General features: G+C 70.1%; 16 protein-coding genes. 7 read left to right on the forward strand and 9 right to left on the reverse strand.

Features of this window, described 5'->3' with window-relative positions; all coding sequences use genetic code 11:
• Window positions 1-3,564 carry a methionine synthase gene (metH, locus tag AVL48_RS02185; RefSeq protein WP_061986589.1) on the reverse strand — a complete coding sequence of 1,188 codons (3,564 nt, stop codon included), beginning with the start codon at window positions 3,562-3,564 and terminating at the stop codon, window positions 1-3.
• A 39-nt stretch (window positions 3,565-3,603) separates the two neighbouring features.
• Here metH and AVL48_RS02190 point away from each other — a divergent pair, with 39 nt between their 5' ends.
• Entirely contained in the window at window positions 3,604-4,503 is a 900-nt protein-coding gene (locus AVL48_RS02190) for a PAC2 family protein (protein ID WP_061986593.1), read from the forward strand.
• A 126-nt stretch (window positions 4,504-4,629) separates the two neighbouring features.
• On the opposite strand, the gene AVL48_RS02195 is transcribed toward AVL48_RS02190, so the two are convergent.
• From AVL48_RS02195 to AVL48_RS02205, 3 genes are read right to left on the reverse strand one after another with little or no spacing between them, the layout of a single operon-like run.
• The gene (locus AVL48_RS02195) at window positions 4,630-5,454 is read right to left on the reverse strand and encodes a metallophosphoesterase family protein (RefSeq protein ID WP_061986595.1); all 825 of its coding nucleotides are present in this window, start codon (window positions 5,452-5,454) and stop codon (window positions 4,630-4,632) included.
• Between the two features lie 15 nt (window positions 5,455-5,469).
• Window positions 5,470-6,708, reverse strand: coding sequence for an MFS transporter (locus AVL48_RS02200; protein WP_061986597.1), 1,239 nt, complete (start codon window positions 6,706-6,708; stop codon window positions 5,470-5,472).
• Complete coding sequence (locus AVL48_RS02205; RefSeq protein ID WP_061986599.1) at window positions 6,705-7,283, reverse strand: ArsR/SmtB family transcription factor; 579 nt, start codon at window positions 7,281-7,283, stop codon at window positions 6,705-6,707. The genes AVL48_RS02200 and AVL48_RS02205 overlap by 4 nt, the downstream gene beginning before the upstream one ends.
• Before the next feature lie 151 nt (window positions 7,284-7,434).
• Here AVL48_RS02205 and AVL48_RS02210 point away from each other — a divergent pair, with 151 nt between their 5' ends.
• Together AVL48_RS02210 and AVL48_RS02215 are read left to right on the forward strand one after the other, a co-directional pair.
• Window positions 7,435-7,914 carry a MarR family winged helix-turn-helix transcriptional regulator gene (locus AVL48_RS02210; RefSeq protein WP_061986601.1) on the forward strand — a complete coding sequence of 160 codons (480 nt, stop codon included), beginning with the start codon at window positions 7,435-7,437 and terminating at the stop codon, window positions 7,912-7,914.
• Between the two features lie 149 nt (window positions 7,915-8,063).
• Window positions 8,064-9,677, forward strand: coding sequence for an ABC-F family ATP-binding cassette domain-containing protein (locus AVL48_RS02215; protein WP_061986603.1), 1,614 nt, complete (start codon window positions 8,064-8,066; stop codon window positions 9,675-9,677).
• Between the two features lie 73 nt (window positions 9,678-9,750).
• Here AVL48_RS02215 and mshC read toward each other — a convergent pair whose 3' ends face one another.
• From mshC to AVL48_RS02235, 4 genes are all read right to left on the reverse strand, one after another.
• A complete protein-coding gene (mshC, locus tag AVL48_RS02220) occupies window positions 9,751-10,989 on the reverse strand; it encodes a cysteine--1-D-myo-inosityl 2-amino-2-deoxy-alpha-D-glucopyranoside ligase (protein ID WP_061986605.1) in 1,239 nt (412 codons plus the stop codon).
• Between the two features lie 75 nt (window positions 10,990-11,064).
• On the reverse strand, window positions 11,065-11,829 hold the full coding sequence (locus AVL48_RS02225) for a MerR family transcriptional regulator (protein WP_061986607.1): 765 nt from the start codon (window positions 11,827-11,829) through the stop codon (window positions 11,065-11,067).
• 38 nt (window positions 11,830-11,867) lie between these two features.
• On the reverse strand, window positions 11,868-13,823 hold the full coding sequence (locus AVL48_RS02230) for a vWA domain-containing protein (RefSeq protein ID WP_061986609.1): 1,956 nt from the start codon (window positions 13,821-13,823) through the stop codon (window positions 11,868-11,870).
• A 37-nt stretch (window positions 13,824-13,860) separates the two neighbouring features.
• Complete coding sequence (locus tag AVL48_RS02235) at window positions 13,861-15,258, reverse strand: sigma 54-interacting transcriptional regulator (RefSeq protein WP_061986610.1); 1,398 nt, start codon at window positions 15,256-15,258, stop codon at window positions 13,861-13,863.
• 136 nt (window positions 15,259-15,394) lie between these two features.
• On the opposite strand from AVL48_RS02235, the gene AVL48_RS02240 reads away from it, so the two are divergent.
• From AVL48_RS02240 to AVL48_RS02250, 3 genes are all read left to right on the forward strand, one after another.
• The gene (locus AVL48_RS02240; protein ID WP_244162592.1) at window positions 15,395-15,901 is read left to right on the forward strand and encodes a hypothetical protein; all 507 of its coding nucleotides are present in this window, start codon (window positions 15,395-15,397) and stop codon (window positions 15,899-15,901) included.
• A 1-nt stretch (window position 15,902) separates the two neighbouring features.
• On the forward strand, window positions 15,903-16,100 hold the full coding sequence (locus AVL48_RS02245; RefSeq protein WP_061986612.1) for a sensor histidine kinase: 198 nt from the start codon (window positions 15,903-15,905) through the stop codon (window positions 16,098-16,100).
• 69 nt (window positions 16,101-16,169) lie between these two features.
• Window positions 16,170-16,967 (forward strand): hypothetical protein, encoded by a 798-nt coding sequence (locus tag AVL48_RS02250; protein ID WP_061986614.1) that lies wholly within the window; start codon window positions 16,170-16,172, stop codon window positions 16,965-16,967.
• Between the two features lie 9 nt (window positions 16,968-16,976).
• Here the strand turns inward: AVL48_RS02250 and AVL48_RS02255 are convergent, their stop codons facing one another.
• Window positions 16,977-18,023 carry a ferrochelatase gene (locus AVL48_RS02255; RefSeq protein WP_061986616.1) on the reverse strand — a complete coding sequence of 349 codons (1,047 nt, stop codon included), beginning with the start codon at window positions 18,021-18,023 and terminating at the stop codon, window positions 16,977-16,979.
• 86 nt (window positions 18,024-18,109) lie between these two features.
• Here AVL48_RS02255 and AVL48_RS02260 point away from each other — a divergent pair, with 86 nt between their 5' ends.
• Window positions 18,110-18,694: a TetR/AcrR family transcriptional regulator gene (locus AVL48_RS02260; protein ID WP_061986618.1), complete on the forward strand. Its 585-nt coding sequence runs from the start codon at window positions 18,110-18,112 to the stop codon at window positions 18,692-18,694.
• Window positions 18,695-18,727 lie beyond the last annotated feature (33 nt).

Below are 18,727 nucleotides of genomic sequence, written 5' to 3' on the forward strand. Positions count from 1 at the left end.
TCAGGTGTTGAAGTACTTCGCCTCCGGGTGGTGGCAGACGATCGCGTCGGTCGACTGTTCGGGATGCAGCTGGAACTCTTCCGACAGCTTCACGCCGATCCGCTCCGGGCGGAGCAGCTCGACGATCTTCGCCCGGTCCTCCAGGTTCGGGCAGGCGCCGTATCCCAGGGAGAACCGAGCCCCACGGTAGCCGAGTCGGAAGAACTCCTCGACGTCGTCCGGGTCCTCCTCGGCCACCGCCGCGCCGCCCGCGAAGCGCAGTTCCTCACGCACCCGGCGGTGCCAGTACTCGGCCAGCGCCTCGGTGAGCTGCACGCCGAGGCCGTGGACCTCCAGGTAGTCCCGGTAGGAGTTCCCGGCGAACAGCTCGTTGGCGTAGTCGGCGATCGGCTGCCCCATGGTGACGAGGGTGAACGGAATCACGTCCACCTCCCCGTTGGCGAGCGCCTGCCCGCGCGGCCGGTAGAAGTCGGCGAGGCACAGCCGCCTGTCGCGCCGCTGCCTGGGGAAGGTGAAGCGCAGCCGCTCCGGCGCGTCCGGCCATGGTTCGGTCAGGACCACGACGTCCTCGCCGTCGGCGACGCACGGGAAGTATCCGTAGACGACGGCGGCGTGCGCGAGGACGCCGTCCGCGGTGAGCCGGTCCAGCCAGTACCGCAGCCGCGGCCGTCCCTCGGATTCGACCAGTTCCTCATACGTCGGTCCCTGGTCACCGCGGGCGCCTTTGAGCCCCCACTGGCCCATGAACGTCGCGCGTTCGTCGAGCATGGCGGCGTAGTCGGCCAGCGGGATCCCCTTCACCACCCGGGTGTCCCAGAACGGAGGAGAGGGAAGCGGGACGTCCGTGGCGACGTCGGACCGGGCCGGAAGGTCCACTTCGGACTCTTCGGCCACCTTTTTCGCCTTGCGCGCCTCGGCGATCCGCAGGGACCGCTCCCGGCGTTCCTTACGCTCCCGCCGTTTCCGCTCGGCTTCGGCGTCCACGATGGGCGATTCGCCGCGTTTGGCCGCCATGATCGCGTCCATCAGGCGCAGCCCCTCGAACGCGTCGCGGGCGTAGCGGACGTCGCCGAGATAGAGCTCCGCGAGGTCGTTCTCCACATAGGACCGGGTGAGCGCCGCCCCGCCCAGCAACACCGGCCATCGCGCCGAGACCCCGCGGGAGTTCATCTCCTCCAGGTTCTCCTTCATGATCACGGTCGACTTCACCAGCAGGCCGGACATGCCGATGGCGTCGGCCGCGTTCTCCTCGGCGGCCTCCAGGATCGTCGTGATCGGCTGCTTGATGCCGAGGTTGACCACCTCGTAGCCGTTGTTGGACAGGATGATGTCGACGAGGTTCTTGCCGATGTCGTGGACGTCGCCGCGCACGGTGGCGAGTACGATCCGGCCCTTGCCGGAGTCCTCTTCCTTGTCCATATGCGGTTCGAGCAGCGCGACGGCGGCCTTCATCACCTCGGCCGACTGGAGCACGAACGGAAGCTGCATCTGCCCGGAGCCGAACAGTTCGCCGACCGTCTTCATCCCGGCCAGCAGGGTGTCGTTGATGATCTCCAGCGCCGGACGCTGTTCGAGCGCCGCGTCGAGGTCGGCGTCGAGTCCGTTGCGCTCGCCGTCGACGATCCGCCGCTCCAGCCGCTCGAACAACGGCAGTGCGGCCAGCTCTTCGGCGCGGGACGCCTTGGACGACGCGGTGCTGACGCCTTCGAAGAGCGCCATCAGCTCCTGCAAGGGGTCGTAGCCCTCGCGGCGGCGGTCGTAGACGAGGTCGAGGGCGACCGCCCGCTGCTCGTCCGGGATCCGGGCCATCGGCAGGATCTTGGACGCGTGCACGATCGCGGTGTCGAGCCCCGCCTGCACGCATTCGTGCAGGAACACCGAGTTCAGCACCTGCCGGGCGGCCGGGTTGAGCCCGAACGAGATGTTCGACAGGCCCAGCGTGGTCTGGACCTCGGGATAGCGGCGTTTGATCTCGCGGATCGCCTCGATCGTCTCGATGCCGTCGCGGCGGGATTCCTCCTGTCCGGTGGCGATGGTGAAGGTCAGAGCGTCGATGATGATGTCGCTGTGCCGCAGGCCCCAGTTGCCGGAGATGTCCTCGATCAGGCGCGCGGCGATCGCCGTCTTGTGCTCGGCGGTCCGCGCTTGGCCCTCTTCGTCGATGGTCAGCGCGACGACGGCGGCACCGAACTCGCGGGCCATCTCCATCACCCGGGTGAACCGGGAGCCGGGCCCGTCGCCGTCTTCGTAGTTCACCGAGTTGATCGCGCACCGGCCGCCGAGCCGTTCGAGCCCGGCGCGCAGCACCGGGACCTCGGTCGAGTCGAGCATGATCGGCAGTGTGGACGCCGTCGCCAGCCGTCCGGCGAGTTCCGCCATGTCCGCCGCGCCGTCGCGGCCCACGTAGTCGACGCACAGGTCCAGCATGTGCGCGCCGTCGCGGGTCTGGTCGCGGGCGATCTCGACGCAGTCTTCGAAGCGGCCTTCCAGCATCGCCTCGCGGAAGGCCTTGGAGCCGTTGGCGTTGGTCCGCTCACCGATCATCAGGACGCTGGAGTCCTGCTGGAACGGGACGGCCTGGTACAGCGACGACACGCCGGGCTCCGGCCGGGGACGCCTAGGGGCGGGCTGGAGGTCCGTGACCGCTTCGGCCAGCTGCCGGATGTGTTCGTCGGTCGTCCCGCAGCAGCCGCCGACCAGCCCGACGCCGAACTCGCGGACGAAGCCGGTCAGCGCTTCGGCCAGTCCTTCGGGTGAGAGCGGATAGACCGCGCCGTCGGGGCCGAGTTCGGGCAGCCCGGCGTTGGGCATCACCGAAAGCGGGACGCGTGCGTGCTTGGACAGTTGCCGCAGGTGCTCGCTCATCTCGGCGGGCCCGGTGGCGCAGTTGAGGCCGATCAGGTCGATGCCCATCGGCTCCAGCGCGGCCAGCGCGGCGGTGACCTCGGTGCCGAGCAGCATCGTGCCGGTGGTCTCGACGGTGATCGAGGCGATCACCGGCACCCGCCTGCCCTCGGCCTTCATCGCCCGGTGCGCGGCGATGATCGAGGCCTTCGTCTGGAGGATGTCCTGCGTCGTCTCGACGATGATCGCGTCCACGCCGCCGGCCAGCAGCCCGCGGACCTCCTCGACGTAGGCGTCGCGCAGCGTGGTGAACGGCGCGTGCCCCAGCGTCGGCAGCTTCGTGCCCGGCCCGACCGACCCGAGCACGTAACGCGGCCGCTCCGGGGTGGCGTACTCGTCGGCGACCTCACGGGCGAGCCGCGCGCCGACCTCGGACAGTTCGAAAATCCGGTCCGGAATGCCGTATTCGGCCAGGTTCGCGTAGTTCGCGCCGAAGGTGTTCGTTTCGACGAGGTCGGCGCCCGCCTCGAGATAGCCGCGATGCACACTGCGGACGACGTCCGGACGGGTGACGTTGAGAATCTCGTTGCAGCCCTCCAGGCCGGCGAAATCGTCCAGGCCGAGATCGTGCGCCTGCAACGCGGTCCCCATCGCACCGTCGGCTACCAGGACTCGAGTACGCAGCGCGTCGAGCAGCGGTGACGAAAGGCGATCGGACATGCCCAACAGGGTACGACCGCCTGGTCGTAGGCTGGTCCGGTGAGTGAGCCCGTCGACGAGACCCAGCTACCCGGCCGCGACCACCCGGACGAGACCAAGCCGATCATGATCGTCGCCTTCGAAGGTTGGAACGACGCAGGTGACGCGGCCAGCCGGGCGGTCGAGCATCTCCAGCTCAACTGGGATGCGACACCGCTGAGCGAGCTGAGCCCGGACGAGTATTACGACTTCCAGGTGAGCAGACCGACCGTGCGCATGGTCGACGGTGTCACCCGAAGGGTCGACTGGCCGACCACCCGGCTCTCGGTGTGCCGCCCGGAAGGCTTCAGCCGGGACGTCGTGCTGGTCCAAGGTCCCGAGCCGAACATGCGCTGGCGCGCCTTCTGCGGCGAACTGCTGGAGTACATCCAGCAACTGGAGGTCGCCACCGTCGTCACCCTCGGCGCGCTGCTGGCCGACACCGCGCACACCCGGCCCGTCCCGGTGACCGGGACGGCCTACGACAAGGACACCGCCTCGCAGTTCGGCTTGGAGCTGAACAACTACCAAGGCCCGACCGGCATCGTCGGCGTTCTGCAGGACTACTGCGTGCAGGCGGGCGTACCGGCGGTGTCGATCTGGGCGGCCGTGCCGCATTACGTCTCCCACCCGCCGTCGCCGAAGGCCACACTCGCGCTGCTGCACAAACTCGAAGACGTCCTCGACGTCGAAATCCCGCTCGGCGCGCTGCCGGAGCAGGCCGAGGAGTGGCAGCGGACGGTCACCGACATGGCCGAAGAGGACGAGGAGATCAGCGAGTACGTCCGGGGACTCGAGGAGCGCGGTGACGCGGAAACCGAGTTCACGCTGGACGACGTGAGCGGGGACAAGATCGCGGCCGAGTTCGAGCGATACCTGCGGCGGCGGCGTCCCGGGCAGGACGGGCCGGGACGGGGCTAGGTCGCGCTCCCGCCCTTGGCCCGCGGTGGCGCGTGGTACATGATGGCCCCCTTCCTTGCGCCTAGCGCAAGGAAGGGGGCCATCATGTACTTGAGGGTTCGCGCCGGGGCATGGCGCGGCTGGGCGTCAGAAGATGCGCCGCAGCGGAATCGGACCTCGTGCCCGCTTCCGCCACTCCCGCGGATAGCCGAGCGAGACCTCCTCGAACCGCACCCCGTCCGCTTCGGTGGACCGCGGGATGTGCAGGTGCCCGTAGACGGCGACCTCCGCGCGGAACCGCAGGTGCCAGTCCTCGGTCTCGGTCGTCCCGCACCACAACGCGAACTCCGGCCAGTACAGCGGCGCGGTCGGGTGACGGTGCAGCGGCCAGTGCGACATCAGGATCGTCCCGTGGTCTTCCGGGATCGCCTCCAGCCGCTCGGTGCTGATCTTCACCCGGTCGGCGCACCAGGCCTGCCTGCTGGGATACGGGTCCGGGTGCAGGAAGAACTCGTCCGTGCACAGCACACCGGCGTCGCGCGCCTGGTCGATGGCCGCCTGCATCGGCAGTCCTTCGGCCGCCGGCGCCCGCCAGCTGTAGTCGTACAGCACGAACAACGGGGCGACCGTCAGCGGTTTCTCCTGGTGTTCCCACACCGGGTACGGATCCTCAGGGGTGAGGACGTCGATCTCACGGCATCGCTCGACCAAGTGCTCGTAGCGCGCCTGGCCCCGCAGCTGGCATTCGTCCTTCTGGGTGGTCCACAGCTCATGGTTGCCGGGGACCCAGACGACCTTCGCGAAGCGTTCCCGCAAGGTCTTGAGCACCCCGATCACGGATTCGGCGCGTTCGGCGACGTCACCGGCCACGAGCAGCCAGTCGTCGGAGGTACGGGGGACGACCTCGTCGACGAGCGGGGCGTTGCCCTCATGGGTGACGTGGAGGTCGCTGGTGGCGAAGAGATGTGGCACTCCACCACCGTAGCTTCACTCGGACCGGGGAACCGCCAAGACCGCATCACGGCGTAAGCGACCCGACGCCAGCACGCCCAGCACGATCAGCGCGGAGGCGGTGTGCAGGCCCGCCTGGACGTTCAGCAGGACACCGTTGCCGAGCACGCTCACCAGCCCGCCTGCCAGCAGCGCGCCCAGCGCGGTGAAGCCCGCCATCCCGGCGAACATCGTACTGAGCACGCGGCCGGACCGCTCCGGCGACGCGGCCGTCTGGACCAGCGACAGCAATCCGGAACCGGCGAGTACCCCCGGCGCGCCGACGAGCCCGAAGAGGCCGATGTAGACACCCAGTGACGCCGTGAGCGCCGGGAGGTTCCAGATCAGCGCCGACAGCAGGCCGAGCGCGAGCCCGCCCCAGCCGAGCAGGGCGGCGGGCGCGACCTTGCGGGCGACGGTGGCGACGGCGAATCCGGCGACCAGCCCGCCGAGCGCCTGCACACCGCGCAGCAGGCCGACGTCGCCTTCGGTGCCGTCGAGGATGTCGAGCACGAAGACCACGAACAGCACCAGGAACATGCCCTGCGCCAACGAGGTCAGGACCACGACGAAACCGGCCACGCGCAGCCGCCCTTCCCGGCCGATCTCGCGCAGGCCGTCGAGCCACGCCTTCACCACCGGCTCGTGCGGACCGGCCGCGACGGGTGCCGCGGCCCGGCGGAAGGGACGTGCCAGCAGGGCCGACGCGATCGCCAGTACGCCGAGGTAGGCCACCACGACCCAGCCCAGGCCACCGAATCCGAGCAGCAGACCGCCCGCCCAACCACCCACGAGGCGAGCGACGCTGCCGTTGATGCTCATGAGGCCGTTGGCACCGGTCAGCTCGTCCGGGCCGACCAGTTCCGGTACAAGCGCGTTGCGGGCGGGTTCGAACAGCGAGGCCAGCCCCGCTTGGCCCGCCATGACCGCGTAGATCACGAACACCGGACCGCCGGACGCGACGAACAGCAGCGGCAGCGCCACGAACGCCTGCCCCGCGCACACCACGCACAGCACCAGCCGCCGGTTCCAGCGATCCGCGGTCACCCCGGCGACCGGGCTGAGCAGCACCGCGGGAAGCAGTCCGAGCACGATGCTCAACGCCGTGGTGGCCGCGGAGCCGGTGGCCCGGAAGACGAACACCGGCAACGCGATCTGCAGCATCCATTCGGCGGTCTCGGAGAAGAAGGCGGCGATCCACAGCCGCAGGAAGGCGGGCTCTTTCAACGGTTTCATCGGCTCGGCTTCCCCTCCGCGTCGAGGCGGAGGAACGCGCGCAATCCCAGGTGCACCGGCCGGGCCTCCTCCGGCGCGTCCTCGCGGATCGCGCCGACGTAGGGCCGGACCAGCGCGTCGATCCCCTCGATCAGCTTGTCCAGTTCCGCGGCGGTCACCCGCAGCGAGTAGGTGGTGAGGCCGGAGGAGTCCTGCCACTCCTTCTCCAGCCGGTCCGCGGCTTCGAGGTAGCGCTCGGTCAGTTCCCGCTCCCGCGCGAGTGTCGTGCCGACCACGGCCAGCTGCGCCCCGCGCAATTCCGGGTCGTTCCCGAACTCGATCCCGACCTGACAGGCGCGCCAGGGCCGCTCGCGCCCGTCCTCGGCTTCGACGCGTTCGACCAGGCCGTGCTGGGCGAGCTGACGCAGATGCCAGCTGATGTTGGACGCGGTCGAACCGACGGCCGTCGCGCATTCGCTCGCGGTACGCGGCCCCACCGCCATCAGGTGGTCCACCAGCGCCGCACGCAGCGGATGCGCCAGCGCGCGCATCAGCTCCACATCCTCGATCCGCTTGCGCGGTGGCAACCCGGTCATCGCCCGATCCAATCTGAAACATCTCTTTCGAAAGGTCTCTTTCAGAGTTTCAGACGCTCCTCGCCGTGTCAAACGCCTTCGATACCCTTTCCCCGACAGTTGCTGCCTTGTGCAATGACTGCCTCAGTCAACTACTGCACGAGGAACACACATGCCTGAGCAGCGAGAACTCGTCACCGCGGCGGCTTTGGAGATCCCCCGGTTCGTCAGCGCCACGGTGCTCTTCCAGACGGCCATGGCGGAACGGCTCGGGATCAGCCCCACCGAGCTGCACGGACTCCAGCTGGTCATCAGCGGGGCCGCGACCGCGCCGACCCAGCTCGCCGCCGCGCTCGGCATGACGACCGGCGCGGTAACGCGGATGCTCGACCGCATGGCGAAGCAGCGTTTGGTCGAACGCGTCCCCGACCCGGCCGACCGTCGCCGTCTCCTGATCCGCCCGCTCCCCGATCGGCTGGACGACGTCGCCGACCTCTACGCCCCCATGGCCCGCTTCTTCGGCGAGCGCCTCGGAAAGCTCGATCGCCGCCAGCTCGCCGCTCTTCTCGGCGTCATGACCGACGGCCGCGCCTTCGCCGAACGCGAGGCCGCACGCCTGCGATCGGGGTCGCCGGAAAACAGGGTTGACTAACGCTACAGAGATTGCGTTAGACTGCCGGCATCATGGACAACTGACATCGCATCCCTCCCCGCTCCGAGGCGGCTTCGGTCGAGCACGGCTCCCGCAAGCGACCAGACCCGGCGGGGATCCCTCACGGATCCGAAACGCGGTGATGTCGTATGTCTTCTTCCCTTTCCTTGATCGCCAAGGACCTCGTCCGCTCCTACGGCACCCGCGTCGTGCTCGACGGCGTCAACCTGACCGCTTCGGCCGGGCAACGGCTCGGTCTCGTCGGTGAGAACGGCGTCGGGAAGTCCACCCTCCTGCGCCTGCTCGCCGGGGTCGAAGAGCCGGACGCCGGCGAGGTGCTCCGCGGTGATGACCTGGGATTCCTGTTGCAGGAGCTGCCTTTCCCCTCGACGGCCCGGTTCTCCGAGGTCATCGACGGCGCGCTCGCCGAAATCCGGCAGGCGTCGGCGAGACTCGACGAACTGACCGCGACGCTCACGGAACGTCCCGACGACGCGGCGGTCCTCGACGAGTACGGCACCGTCCTCGACTGGGCCCAGGCGCACGACCTCTGGGACGCCGACCGGCGGGCCGAGATCGTGTGCGCGGGCCTCGGGCTCGCCGGGATCGATCCGGCGCGGACGTTGGGCACGCTGTCGGGCGGGCAGCGGTCGCGGCTCGGCCTGGCCGCGCTGCTGATCCGGCGGCCCGGAACGCTGATCCTCGACGAGCCGACGAACCACCTCGACGACGCGGCGATGGAGTTCCTCGAACAGCATCTCGCGTCGCTGACCGGGGTCCTCGTGCTGGCGTCGCACGACCGCGTGTTCCTCGACGCGGTGTGCACCGACATCGTCGACCTCGATCCGGCACTGGGCGGGCCGACCAGGTACGGCGGCGCGTATTCCGCCTATCTGGACCAGAAACGGGCCGAACGGGCGCGCTGGGAACAGCGGTACGCCGAGGAACAGGACGAACTGAAGGAACTGCGCGAATCGGTGGCCGTCACCGCGCGCGCCGTCGCGCACAACCGGCCTCAGCGCGACAACGCCAAGATGCTCTACAACTTCAAGACCGGGAGGGTGCAGAAGCAGATCTCACGCCGGGTCCGCAACGCCCAGTTGCGGCTGGAGGAACTGGAACGCGATCAGGTCCGGAAGCCGCCCGCTCCACTGCGGTTCCAGGCGGAGCTCACCGGCACGCCCGGCGAGGACAAGACGGCGATCTCGGTCCGGGATCTCCACGTCCCCGGACGGCTGCGGCTGGAGACCCTCGACATCACGACCACGTCGAGGCTCCTGATCACCGGTGGGAACGGCGCGGGGAAGTCCACGCTCCTGTCCGTGCTGACCGGAGCGCTGACCCCGGCTTCCGGGACCGTCCTTCGTGGACGCGGGGTCCGGATCGGCCTGCTGGCCCAGGATGTGGAGTTCGCCGAGCCGGACCGGTCGGCGCAGCGGATCTACACCGAAACACTCGGCGAAGGTGCGCCGCCGTTGCGCGGCCTGGGTTTGCTGGCTCCACGGGACCTCGGGACCAGGGTCGGCGCGCTGTCGGTCGGGCAGCGACGGCGGCTCGCGCTGGCGTTGCTGATCGCCGACCCGCCGGACGTCCTCCTGCTCGACGAGCCGACGAACCACCTCTCGCTCACCTTGGCCGAAGAGTTGTTCGCCGCGCTCGACTCGGCTCCGGGCGCCGTCGTCGTCGCTTCGCATGATCGATGGCTGCGCCGGGACTGGGCGGGTGACCACCTGCGGCTGGAAGCCGGCCGCGTGGCGGCATAGGGCGTTATACGCACGTCATGAAGGGGTCCCCATGAGACGGATTCGTCTTAGGGGGACCCCTTCATGGCCTTCTTCAGAGCACGATGCCGAGCAGCGCGTCGACCGCGTTCCGGATCAGCCCCGGCGCCGCCGGATCGGAGCCGGCGCGGTTGAGCGCCTCGGCCACCCAGGCGTCGACGGCGGCGAGTGCCTTCGGGGTGTCGAGATCGTCGGTCAGGTGGTCGCGCAGGCGGGCGATCGTGTCCTCCGCGGCCGGGCCGGTGCCGAGCGAAACGGCGTCACGCCACCGGGCGAGCCGGCCTTCCGCGTCCGCGAGCAGCTGCGCGCTCCACGGGCGGTCTTCCCGGTAGTGACCGGCGAAGAGGGCGAGCCGGATCGCGCCGGGGTCGACCTTGTCGGCACGCAATCGCGAGACGAACACGAGGTTCCCCCGCGACTTCGACATCTTCTCGCCGTCGAGGCCGATCATCCCGGCGTGCACGTAGTGGCGCGCGAACGGCCGGTCCCCCGCGACGGCTTCCGCGTGCGCGGCGCTGTACTCGTGGTGCGGGAAGATGAGGTCCGAGCCGCCGCCCTGGACGTCGAAGCCGAGACCGAGGCGGTTGACCGCGATCGCACTGCACTCGATGTGCCAGCCTGGCCGCCCCGCGCCCAGTTCCGACTCCCACGACGGTTCGCCCGGTCGTGCCATCCGCCACAGCAGGGCGTCGAGCGGGTGCTGCTTGCCCGGCCGGTCCGGGTCTCCGCCGCGTTCGGCGAAGTACTTCGCCATGGTCTCGGCGTCGTAGTTCGACTCGGAGCCGAAGTGCCCGGTCGCGTTGTGGTCGAAGTAGATGTCCGGGTACTCCGCGTCGCCGGCGCGGTACGCGCTGCCGTTCGCCAGCAGCTTGGCGATCACCTCGACGATCTCCGGGATGCTCTCCACCGCCCCGACGAACTGCCGCGGCGGCAGCACCCGCAGCGCGGTCATGTCCTCGCGGAACAGGGCCGTCTCACGCATGCCGAGGACGACCCAGTCGTCCTTGTCCCGCTCGGCCCGTTCCAGCAGGGGCTCGTCGATGTCGGTGACGTTCTGTACGTAGTGGACGTCGTGCCCGGCGTCGCGCCACAGGCGGTTGACCAGGTCGAATGTCAGATATGTGGCGGCATGGCCCAGATGGGTGGCGTCGTACGGCGTGATGCCACAGACGTACATCCGAGCGGTGGACCCGGGCGCCGTGGGGCGGATCTGCCCCGTCGCCGTGTCATGGAGCCGCAGCGGACGGGGGGTGCCGGGGATACGGGGCACGTCGACCGATGACCAAGTCTGCATACCTCGACTGTAAGCGGAGCCGCCACGCCGTTCCCGTCCGGTGGGAGACGAACACGGCCGGCGTAACCGGATTCGCTATCCCCGGGCACGGACCGCGTTGGCGTGGACGGCGTCCCGGATGTACTCGCCGAGGCCCGGCCGCTGGTCCGGCTCGCGCACCAGGAACCCGAGCTGGACCGGTTCGGTCGCGTACATCCCCGCGATCTCGCGGTGCAGGGCGTGGTCGCACTCCCCCATGAACGCGGTCAGCATCCGCCGGTGCTCTTCGGCGAGGTCCATCGCCGCGGCACTGTCCGCGGGCGCGCCGGAGTCGACGACGTCGAGCAGCCGCCGGACCCAGTCCTGGCGGACCTTCTCCGCCTCGGTCCATTCCTCCTTGGACAGTGGCATCGCCGCCGCCTGCCACTGCGGGGTCTCGCCCCACCGCCGGACGGCCTCCTCCGCGTACCCCTCCGGTTCACGGAACTCGCCGAAGACCTCGAACCTCTCCTCCGGCGTCAGCGCACCGCCGACCTGCTTCGCCTTGATCACCCGGTCGACTGACTCGACCATCCGGGTCAGCTCACCGATCCGCTCCGTCAGCAGCGACCGCTGCCGCCGCAAGTGCTCCATCGCGTCCAGGCCCGGGTCGTCGACGACCTTCGCGATCGTCTCCAGACCGAACCCGAGTTCGCGGTAGAACAGGATGCGCTGCAAGCGGTCGAGGTCGTCGTCGCTGTAGCTGCGGTATCCCGCCGCCGTCCGCCCGCTGGGCGAGAGCAGGCCGATCTCGTCGTAGTGGTGCAGTGTGCGCACGGTGACCCCGGACCACGCCGCGACCTTCCCCACCGAATACCCCATCGGCCCAGCGTAGGTGGACGGCGTCACCGGCCGCTGACCTACCGCTTCCTCGTCCGCAGGTAGTCGCCGACCACGGCGGCGCCGAGCCCGTCGAGGTCCGGCGCGACGACCCGGCCGCCCGAACGGCGCGCGAGCAGATCGACGAACGCGGTCAGGCGCGGGTCGTCCCCGAGCCGGAACACCGTCACCGAGGCACCCAGCTTCGCCATCCGGTCCACTTCGGACAGTGTCTTGAGCAACGTCCTCGGCTGGGGCGGATAGTCGAACTCCGCCGTACCGTCGGGTTCCAGATGCGCTGTCGGCTCACCGTCGGTGACCATCAGGACCACCGGCTGCGCGTCGGGATGCCGCCGCAGATGCCGTCCCGCCAGCAGCAGGGCGTGGTGGGCGTTGGTGCCCTGCTCCCAGGCGCCCTCCAGGCCCACCAGCTCGGCCGGCTCGACCGATGTGGCGTAGCGGCCGAAGGTGATCAGCTGCAGGGCGTCGTCGCGGAACCGGGTGCTGATCAGCTGGTGCAGGGCGAGCGCCGTCCGCTTCATCGGCAGCCAGCGACCTTCCTGCACCATCGACCACGAGGTGTCCACGAGCAACGCCACCGCCGCGCGCGACCGATGCTCGGTCTCGGCCACCTCGACGTCGGAGACGTCCATCCGGACAGCCCGTTCGCCGAGCGAAACCGAGCGCAGGACGGAATTGCGAACCGTCCTGGAGACGTCCCAGGGCTGCATGTCCCCGAACCGCCACGGCCTGGTCGCCCCGGTCGGCTCGCCGGCGGCACCGGCGGACTCGGTCTCCCGACGGCCGGTCTTGCCGCGCAACGCGTTCACGACGTCGGCGAGCGCGGTTTCCCCCAGTCGCCGTAAAGCCTTGGGAGACAGCCGAAGCGTGCCGTCGGGCGCGCGTTCGAAGAGACCCCGCCGTCGTAGTTCGCGTTCCAGTTCGGACAGTCGCCGGGCGTCGACGCCGGCGTCCGGGCCGAGCTGCCGTTCGAGCGCCTCGACGTCGATGTCCTCCAGCCTCGCGCCGGGATAGGACTGGCCGAGTTGTTCGGCCAGCGCGTCCAGTTCGGCGAGATCGGACATGGCCCGGGCGCCCTCGCCGAGGCCGAGCGGATCGTTGCCCCGGAAGCGTTCCGAGGACGTCCAGTCCTCACCGGGCCGCAGCGCGCGCAGCTGCGAGTCCAAAGTGGACAACTGCTGCGCGAGCCGCGGGTCCCCGAACGCCTGCTGGGACAGCTCGGCCAGTTCGGCGCGTTGTTCGGGGGTCATCGAGTTGAGCATCCGCTGGGCCGCCGCGGCGCGGGCGGCGAGGACGTCGATCAGCTCCTCGACGTTCTTCGGGTCCTCCGGGAAGAACTCGCCGTGTTCGGCCATGAACCCGGCGAACCGCTCGGGCACGTCCTCGCGACCCTGCGCGTGCGCGGCCAGCAGATCGTTGAGGTCGGCGAGCATCTTGTTGGCCCGCTCGACGTCCTCGCGGCCCGCGTTCCGCAGCGCCTCCTTCATCCCTTCGAAGCGGGAATCCAGCAGCTCACGGCCGAGCAGGTCGCGGATCTTCTCGTAGTTCTCCCTGCCTTGCGCCGAACGCCAGTCGTACTCGGCGAGTTCCCGGACGGCCGCCGCCGTTCCCGGCGGCAACGCGTCCAACCGCGCCTCCCGGAAGCGGGCGTCGTCGTCCGGATCCGGGAACAGGTCACGCCGCTCCGCCTCCAGCGCCTGGTCGAGCAGCCGCTGGACCTCCTGCAGGGTGCCGTCCAGCCGGTGGCGGCGCTGGAGCTCCGACCGGCGCTGCCAGAGCCGCCTGGTCAATTCGTCCAGCCCGGCGGTGCGCGGGGTCCCGCGCCGCAGCAGTTCCTCCAGCGCGGACCGGGGCGAGGCGCCCGCCATCACGTCACGGCCGATCTCGTCGAGCGCGTCACGCAGATCCGCGGGCGGCGCCAGCGGATCCGGGCCGTCGTGCCACGGCCCGTACGAATACCCTTCCGGCTGTGTCATCGCCGCCTCCGCGGGAGCAAGTACGTCGGCGGTGCGCTCATCGGCCGTAGACGGTCGTCGAGTCGTCGGAATCCTTGGCGAGTTTCCTCGACAGGAACAGGGATTCCAGCGCCAGTTCGACCGCGGCGGCGATCCGGCCCGCCGGTTCGCCCGGGCCGGCACCGGCACGCGCGGCGACGTCGTGGAGCACGGGCAGTTCCGGCAGCGCGGCCAGCACGTCCTTGCCGGGCACGCGTTCCCCGGTGGTGACCAGGTGCCCGTCCTCGACGGCGTCGGCCAGCGGCAGCAGGTCCAGCCCGGCGAACCGCGAACGGGCCGTCTCCGCGACCGCGCGGCGCAGCAGGTGCACGAGGTGCTCGGTCTCGCGCCCCTCCTCCCCCGGCTCGAATTCGAGCTTGCCGCGCAGTACGGCCGGAACCGCGTCGAGGTCGACCGGCCGCGCCACGGCGGGTTCTTCCCCGGTGAGCGCGGACCGGCGCAGCGCCGCCGCCCCCACGGTCTCCGCCGCCGCGATGGCGAACCGGGCCGACACGCCGGAACGCTGGTCGATCACCGGCGATTCGCGCAGGTTCCGCACGAACCGGGCGAGCACCTCCAGCAGCGGCTCGCCGACCTCGGCGACCAGGCTCGCTTCCTGCCGCACGACCGCGATCTCCGCCTCGACGTCGAGCGGGTAGTGCGTCCGGATCTCCGCGCCGAACCGGTCCTTGAGCGGGGTGATGATGCGGCCGCGGTTGGTGTAGTCCTCCGGGTTGGCCGTCGACACCAGCAGCACGTCCAGCGGCAGGCGCAGGGTGTATCCGCGCACCTGGATGTCGCGTTCCTCCATCACGTTCAGCAACGCGACCTGGATGCGCTCGGCGAGGTCGGGCAGTTCGTTGATCGCCACGATGCCGCGGTGGGCGCGCGGGACGAGTCCGAAGTGGATGGTTTCGGGATCGCCGAGGCTGCGGCCTTCGGCGACCTTCACCGGGTCGACGTCGCCGATCAGGTCGCCGACCGAAGTGTCCGGTGTGGCCAGTTTCTCCGTGTAGCGCTCGTCGCGGTGACGCCAGGTCACCGGCAGGGCGTCGCCGAGTTCGGCGGCCCGGCGCCGCGATTCCGGCGTGATCGGGTCGAGCGGGTGCTCGCCCAGTTCGGCCCCGTCGATGACGGGCGTCCATTCGTCGAGCAGCGCGGCGAGACTGCGGAGCAGCCGGGTCTTTCCCTGACCGCGTTCACCGAGCAGGACGACATCGTGGCCGGCGAGCAGCGCGCGTTCCAGCTGGGGCAGGACGGTGCGGGAGAACCCGACGATCCCCGGCCAGGGGTCTTCCCCGGCACGAAGCTTGCCGAGCAGGTTGTCGTGCAGTTCTCGCTTGATCGAGCGCGGCGCATGGCCTGCCGCGCGGAGGTCCCCGGCGGTGCGGGGCAGATGTGCGGGGACAGCGTTCACCTGATCGACGCTACGTCGCGATCGTGTGCCCTGTCGACGTGAAGCAACTCCAGCCCGAGGATCAACCGATCGGTGGATGGGGTTTTCCAGAGATCGGTCGATGTGGAACCGGGTGCCCGCCCGCGAGGCTGGTCCCATGCCCAAAACCCGCAAACCACCGGTGGCCCGGGCCGAACTCGAGCACCCGCGCAGCCGCGCGGCCTTCCGGTGGATCAAGGTGCTCGTCTCCTGCTACCTCGGCCTCAGCGTCCTCGCCCTCATCGTCGCGTATTTCTGGCGTGACCGGCCGGACTTGGTGACCGACGTCGTCTGGGTCCGCGGTGAAGGCGTGCTCATCGCCTCGGTGGTGCTGTTCCTGTTCGTCGTCGGTGCCGCTCGTGGACGACGTGGCGCGTACCTGCGGTTGCGGATCGCCTCGGCGGCGATGGTGGTGGCGATCGCGGTGCTGGTCTCGATCCCCGGCTTCCTGCCGGCCTGGATGCGGATCGAACAAGGGCTCTGCGGACTGGTCCTGATCGGTGTCGCGGTGATCGCCAACGGAAGTCATCTGCGATCGTTGTTCGCGAGCGGTCGGACAGCGGGAGTGTGCCCACCACGCACGGGCGACCAGGGCGGGCGTGACCCTGTCGTACCTGGAGGATGAGGTGGTCCTGGACGTGCGGGACGACGGCCGGGGTTTCGATCCGCTGAGTCCGCCCGGGGACACCACCGGCGGCGGTTTCGGCCTGACCGCGATGCGCCAGCGGATCGAGAACCTGTCGGGAACGCTGCGGATCGAGTCCGAACCGGGCGGCGGCACCGGGATCTCGGCGCGCGTCCCACTCAGGGCGGACCAGAGGTGACACCCGCGCATCCCCGAGTTGGCGCGCCCTTTTCCCGGTTTCGTTGGGAGCACGACTAAAATAGGTCCAGTGTGCCGATCCAGTGCGACCCTCGCGGTCTGGTCTTCTGCGTGGCTGAACGGGGCCGCCGCCTCAGACGACGTCCTTGACGCCCTTCAGGTCTGGGGCGAGGCCCACGACGTCGTCGCCGCGGATGCCGCCGCCGCCGAGGCGTTCGACCTGCCACTCGCGTTCAACCGCGCGGCGACCCCGGTCCAGTTGCTGCTCGCGCTGCGCTCGCAGGGCGCGAAGAGCATGGAGCTGCTGCTGCCGGTGCCCGGCGATGTCCGCGGTCTGGGTGGCGGCGGCCAGTTCATGGCGGCCGCGCTGCGGACCGGCGAGGCGGTCTTGTTGCCGGATCTCGGCTACGGCCTGGTCCCGGAGTCGATCGCCGAAGGTCTCATGCGGTGGAGCGTCTACTCGGTACCCACCCCGGGCGTCCTGGAGTTCCGGTCCCTGGGCGAGGCCGAACACGGCCTGACCGACGCGATCCGCGCGAGCGCCGGCGCGCTGCAGTCACTCGACGTCGCCAGCGAGCGGCCGGGGGTGCGTGCGGAGCTTTCGGCGAGGCTGCGGTCGGCCACCGACGCGCCGTGGCCCGCCGGGATGCCGGGCCGTTCGCTGCGCGTGCTCCAGCGGTCGGAGGAGATCGCGGCGATCCTGGCGATCGCCGAATCGGACGACCCTGGCGGCGCCCTGTCGGCTTCCGCCGCGCTTCGCCGGTCCGAGGCGTTGCGGCCGTTGAGCGAAGCGGTCCGGAACGCGCGGTGCGCCGCGATCAACGAAGCGGTGCGGGTGTTCGCCGACCAGGCGGACCGCCGCCCTTAGCCGTCCGGGCTACGGACGCGCGGGCCTTTTCGCGGGCTCACAGCATCCGATCGCGCAAGGCGCCCCGTTCACCGTGCACCCGGCGGCCGGGAACGGCGACAGCTTCCGCGGCGGCACGCCTTCCGTGTGCTCACGGATCAGCTCCACGACCAGCTCCGCGAACCGCGGGTCGGCGTCCGGGGTGGCGGCCCGCGCGAAGGCCATGCCGTGTTCCGCGGCACGCTCGGCGGCCTCGTTGTCGAGGTCCCAGATCACCTCGAGGTGGTCCGACACGAACCCCACCGGACAGACCACCACCGACGTGACGCCTTCCGCGTGCAGCGCGTCGATGTGGTCGACGATGTCCGGTTCCAGCCACGGCACCTGCGGCGGGCCGGAGCGCGACTGCCAGACGACGTCGTAGGTCTCGATCCCCGCTTCGGCCGCGACGAGACGGGCGGCCTCGGCGATCTGGCGCGAGTAGCGGCGGCCGCCTTCCGAGGGCGGTCCGGACGCGGCGTCGGCGGACTCGGGGACCGAGTGCGCGCAGAAGACCGTCCGGGTGCCGGGCCGGTTCCCCAGCTCGGCGTGGGCGGCGCGCACGGCGTCGGCGAAGGCCGCGACGAACAGCGGGTGGTCGAAGAACTGCCGCAGCTTCACCAGTTCCGGCGCGCCGTCGCCGACAGCCGCGCGGGCACGCTCGATGTCCTCGTCGTACTGGCGGCAAGCGGAGTAGCCGCCGTACGCGCTCGTGGGGAAGACCAGCACCCGCCGGGCTCCCGCCTTGGTGATCTCCGCCAGGGTCTCTTCGACCATCGGCCGCCAGTTGCGGTTGCCGAAATGGACGGGCAGGTCGATCCCGGCCACCGCGAGCTGCTTCTCCACCGCGGAGATCGCGGCACGGTTCAGGCGGTTGATCGGCGAGACCCCGCCGAAGTGCTGGTAATGCTCGGCGACCTCGAGGAGCCGTTCCCTCGGGACCCCCCGGCCCCGCGTGACGTTCTCCAGGAACGGCATCACCTCGTCGGGTCCCTCGGGACCACCGAACGAAAGCCAAAGCAGCGCGTCGTAACCCACCCTGACATCTTGCTCTTGTGGCGCCCCGCACGCTGACCCGGACCCGTTTTGAACCAGTCGATACAAAACCTGGTACGGTCCCTTCCATGGCCAGGCCGAAGGAATTCGACGAGCGCACCGCGATCGGGCGCGCCATGGACGCGTTCTGGCTTCGCGGCTACGAGGGCACGTCCACCCAAGCCCTCTGTGCGGCCACCGGCCTCGGCCGCAGCAGTATCTACAACACCTTCACCAGCAAGCACGAACTGTTCATGCGCGCGCTCGACCACTACGCCGAACGCGGTATCGCCTCCAGGACGGCGTTGCTGGAGGAGGCCGAGCCGGGCATCGGGCGGTTCCGGGCCCTGTTCGCCTACACCATCGACGAAGAGGTCGCGACCCACGGCCGCGGCTGCCTGGTGGTCAACACGGTGGCCGAGTTCGGCGATCGTGACACCGAGGTCAAGGCGCGGATCGACGCCGACACGAAACGACACCTCGCCCTTCTCACGTCCGCCGCCCTGGAGGGCCAGCACGATGGGACGGTCGACAGGGCCCGTAAGCCCGCCGACATCGCCGAGTTCGCGCACAGCACCGTCGCCGGGCTCCGGTTGATGTCCCGGCGCGGGTCCGGCCGGGCGGCCATGGAAGCCGTCGCGAACATCGCGCTGGACGCGATCGCCGCGAAGTAACCCCCATCGAAAAGCCGGGTGCGACGCTGCCCA

It is taken from the genome of Amycolatopsis regifaucium (genome assembly GCF_001613935.1).
Classification (GTDB): Bacteria; Actinomycetota; Actinomycetes; order Mycobacteriales; family Pseudonocardiaceae; genus Amycolatopsis; species Amycolatopsis regifaucium.

Bases quoted from the DNA above. Each gene is read 5' to 3' on its own strand.
- AVL48_RS02260 (WP_061986618.1), top strand. From the start codon at position 18,110: ATGGCCAGGCCGAAGGAATTCGACGAGCGCACCGCGATCGGGCGCGCC.
- mshC (WP_061986605.1), bottom strand. From the start codon at position 10,989: ATGCAGACTTGGTCATCGGTCGACGTGCCCCGTATCCCCGGCACCCCC.
- metH (WP_061986589.1), bottom strand. From the start codon at position 3,564: ATGTCCGATCGCCTTTCGTCACCGCTGCTCGACGCGCTGCGTACTCGA.
- AVL48_RS02215 (WP_061986603.1), top strand. From the start codon at position 8,064: ATGTCTTCTTCCCTTTCCTTGATCGCCAAGGACCTCGTCCGCTCCTAC.
- AVL48_RS02225 (WP_061986607.1), bottom strand. From the start codon at position 11,829: ATGGGGTATTCGGTGGGGAAGGTCGCGGCGTGGTCCGGGGTCACCGTG.
- AVL48_RS02205 (WP_061986599.1), bottom strand. From the start codon at position 7,283: ATGACCGGGTTGCCACCGCGCAAGCGGATCGAGGATGTGGAGCTGATG.
- AVL48_RS02240 (WP_244162592.1), top strand. From the start codon at position 15,395: ATGCCCAAAACCCGCAAACCACCGGTGGCCCGGGCCGAACTCGAGCAC.
- AVL48_RS02230 (WP_061986609.1), bottom strand. From the start codon at position 13,823: ATGACACAGCCGGAAGGGTATTCGTACGGGCCGTGGCACGACGGCCCG.
- AVL48_RS02200 (WP_061986597.1), bottom strand. From the start codon at position 6,708: ATGAAACCGTTGAAAGAGCCCGCCTTCCTGCGGCTGTGGATCGCCGCC.
- AVL48_RS02210 (WP_061986601.1), top strand. From the start codon at position 7,435: ATGCCTGAGCAGCGAGAACTCGTCACCGCGGCGGCTTTGGAGATCCCC.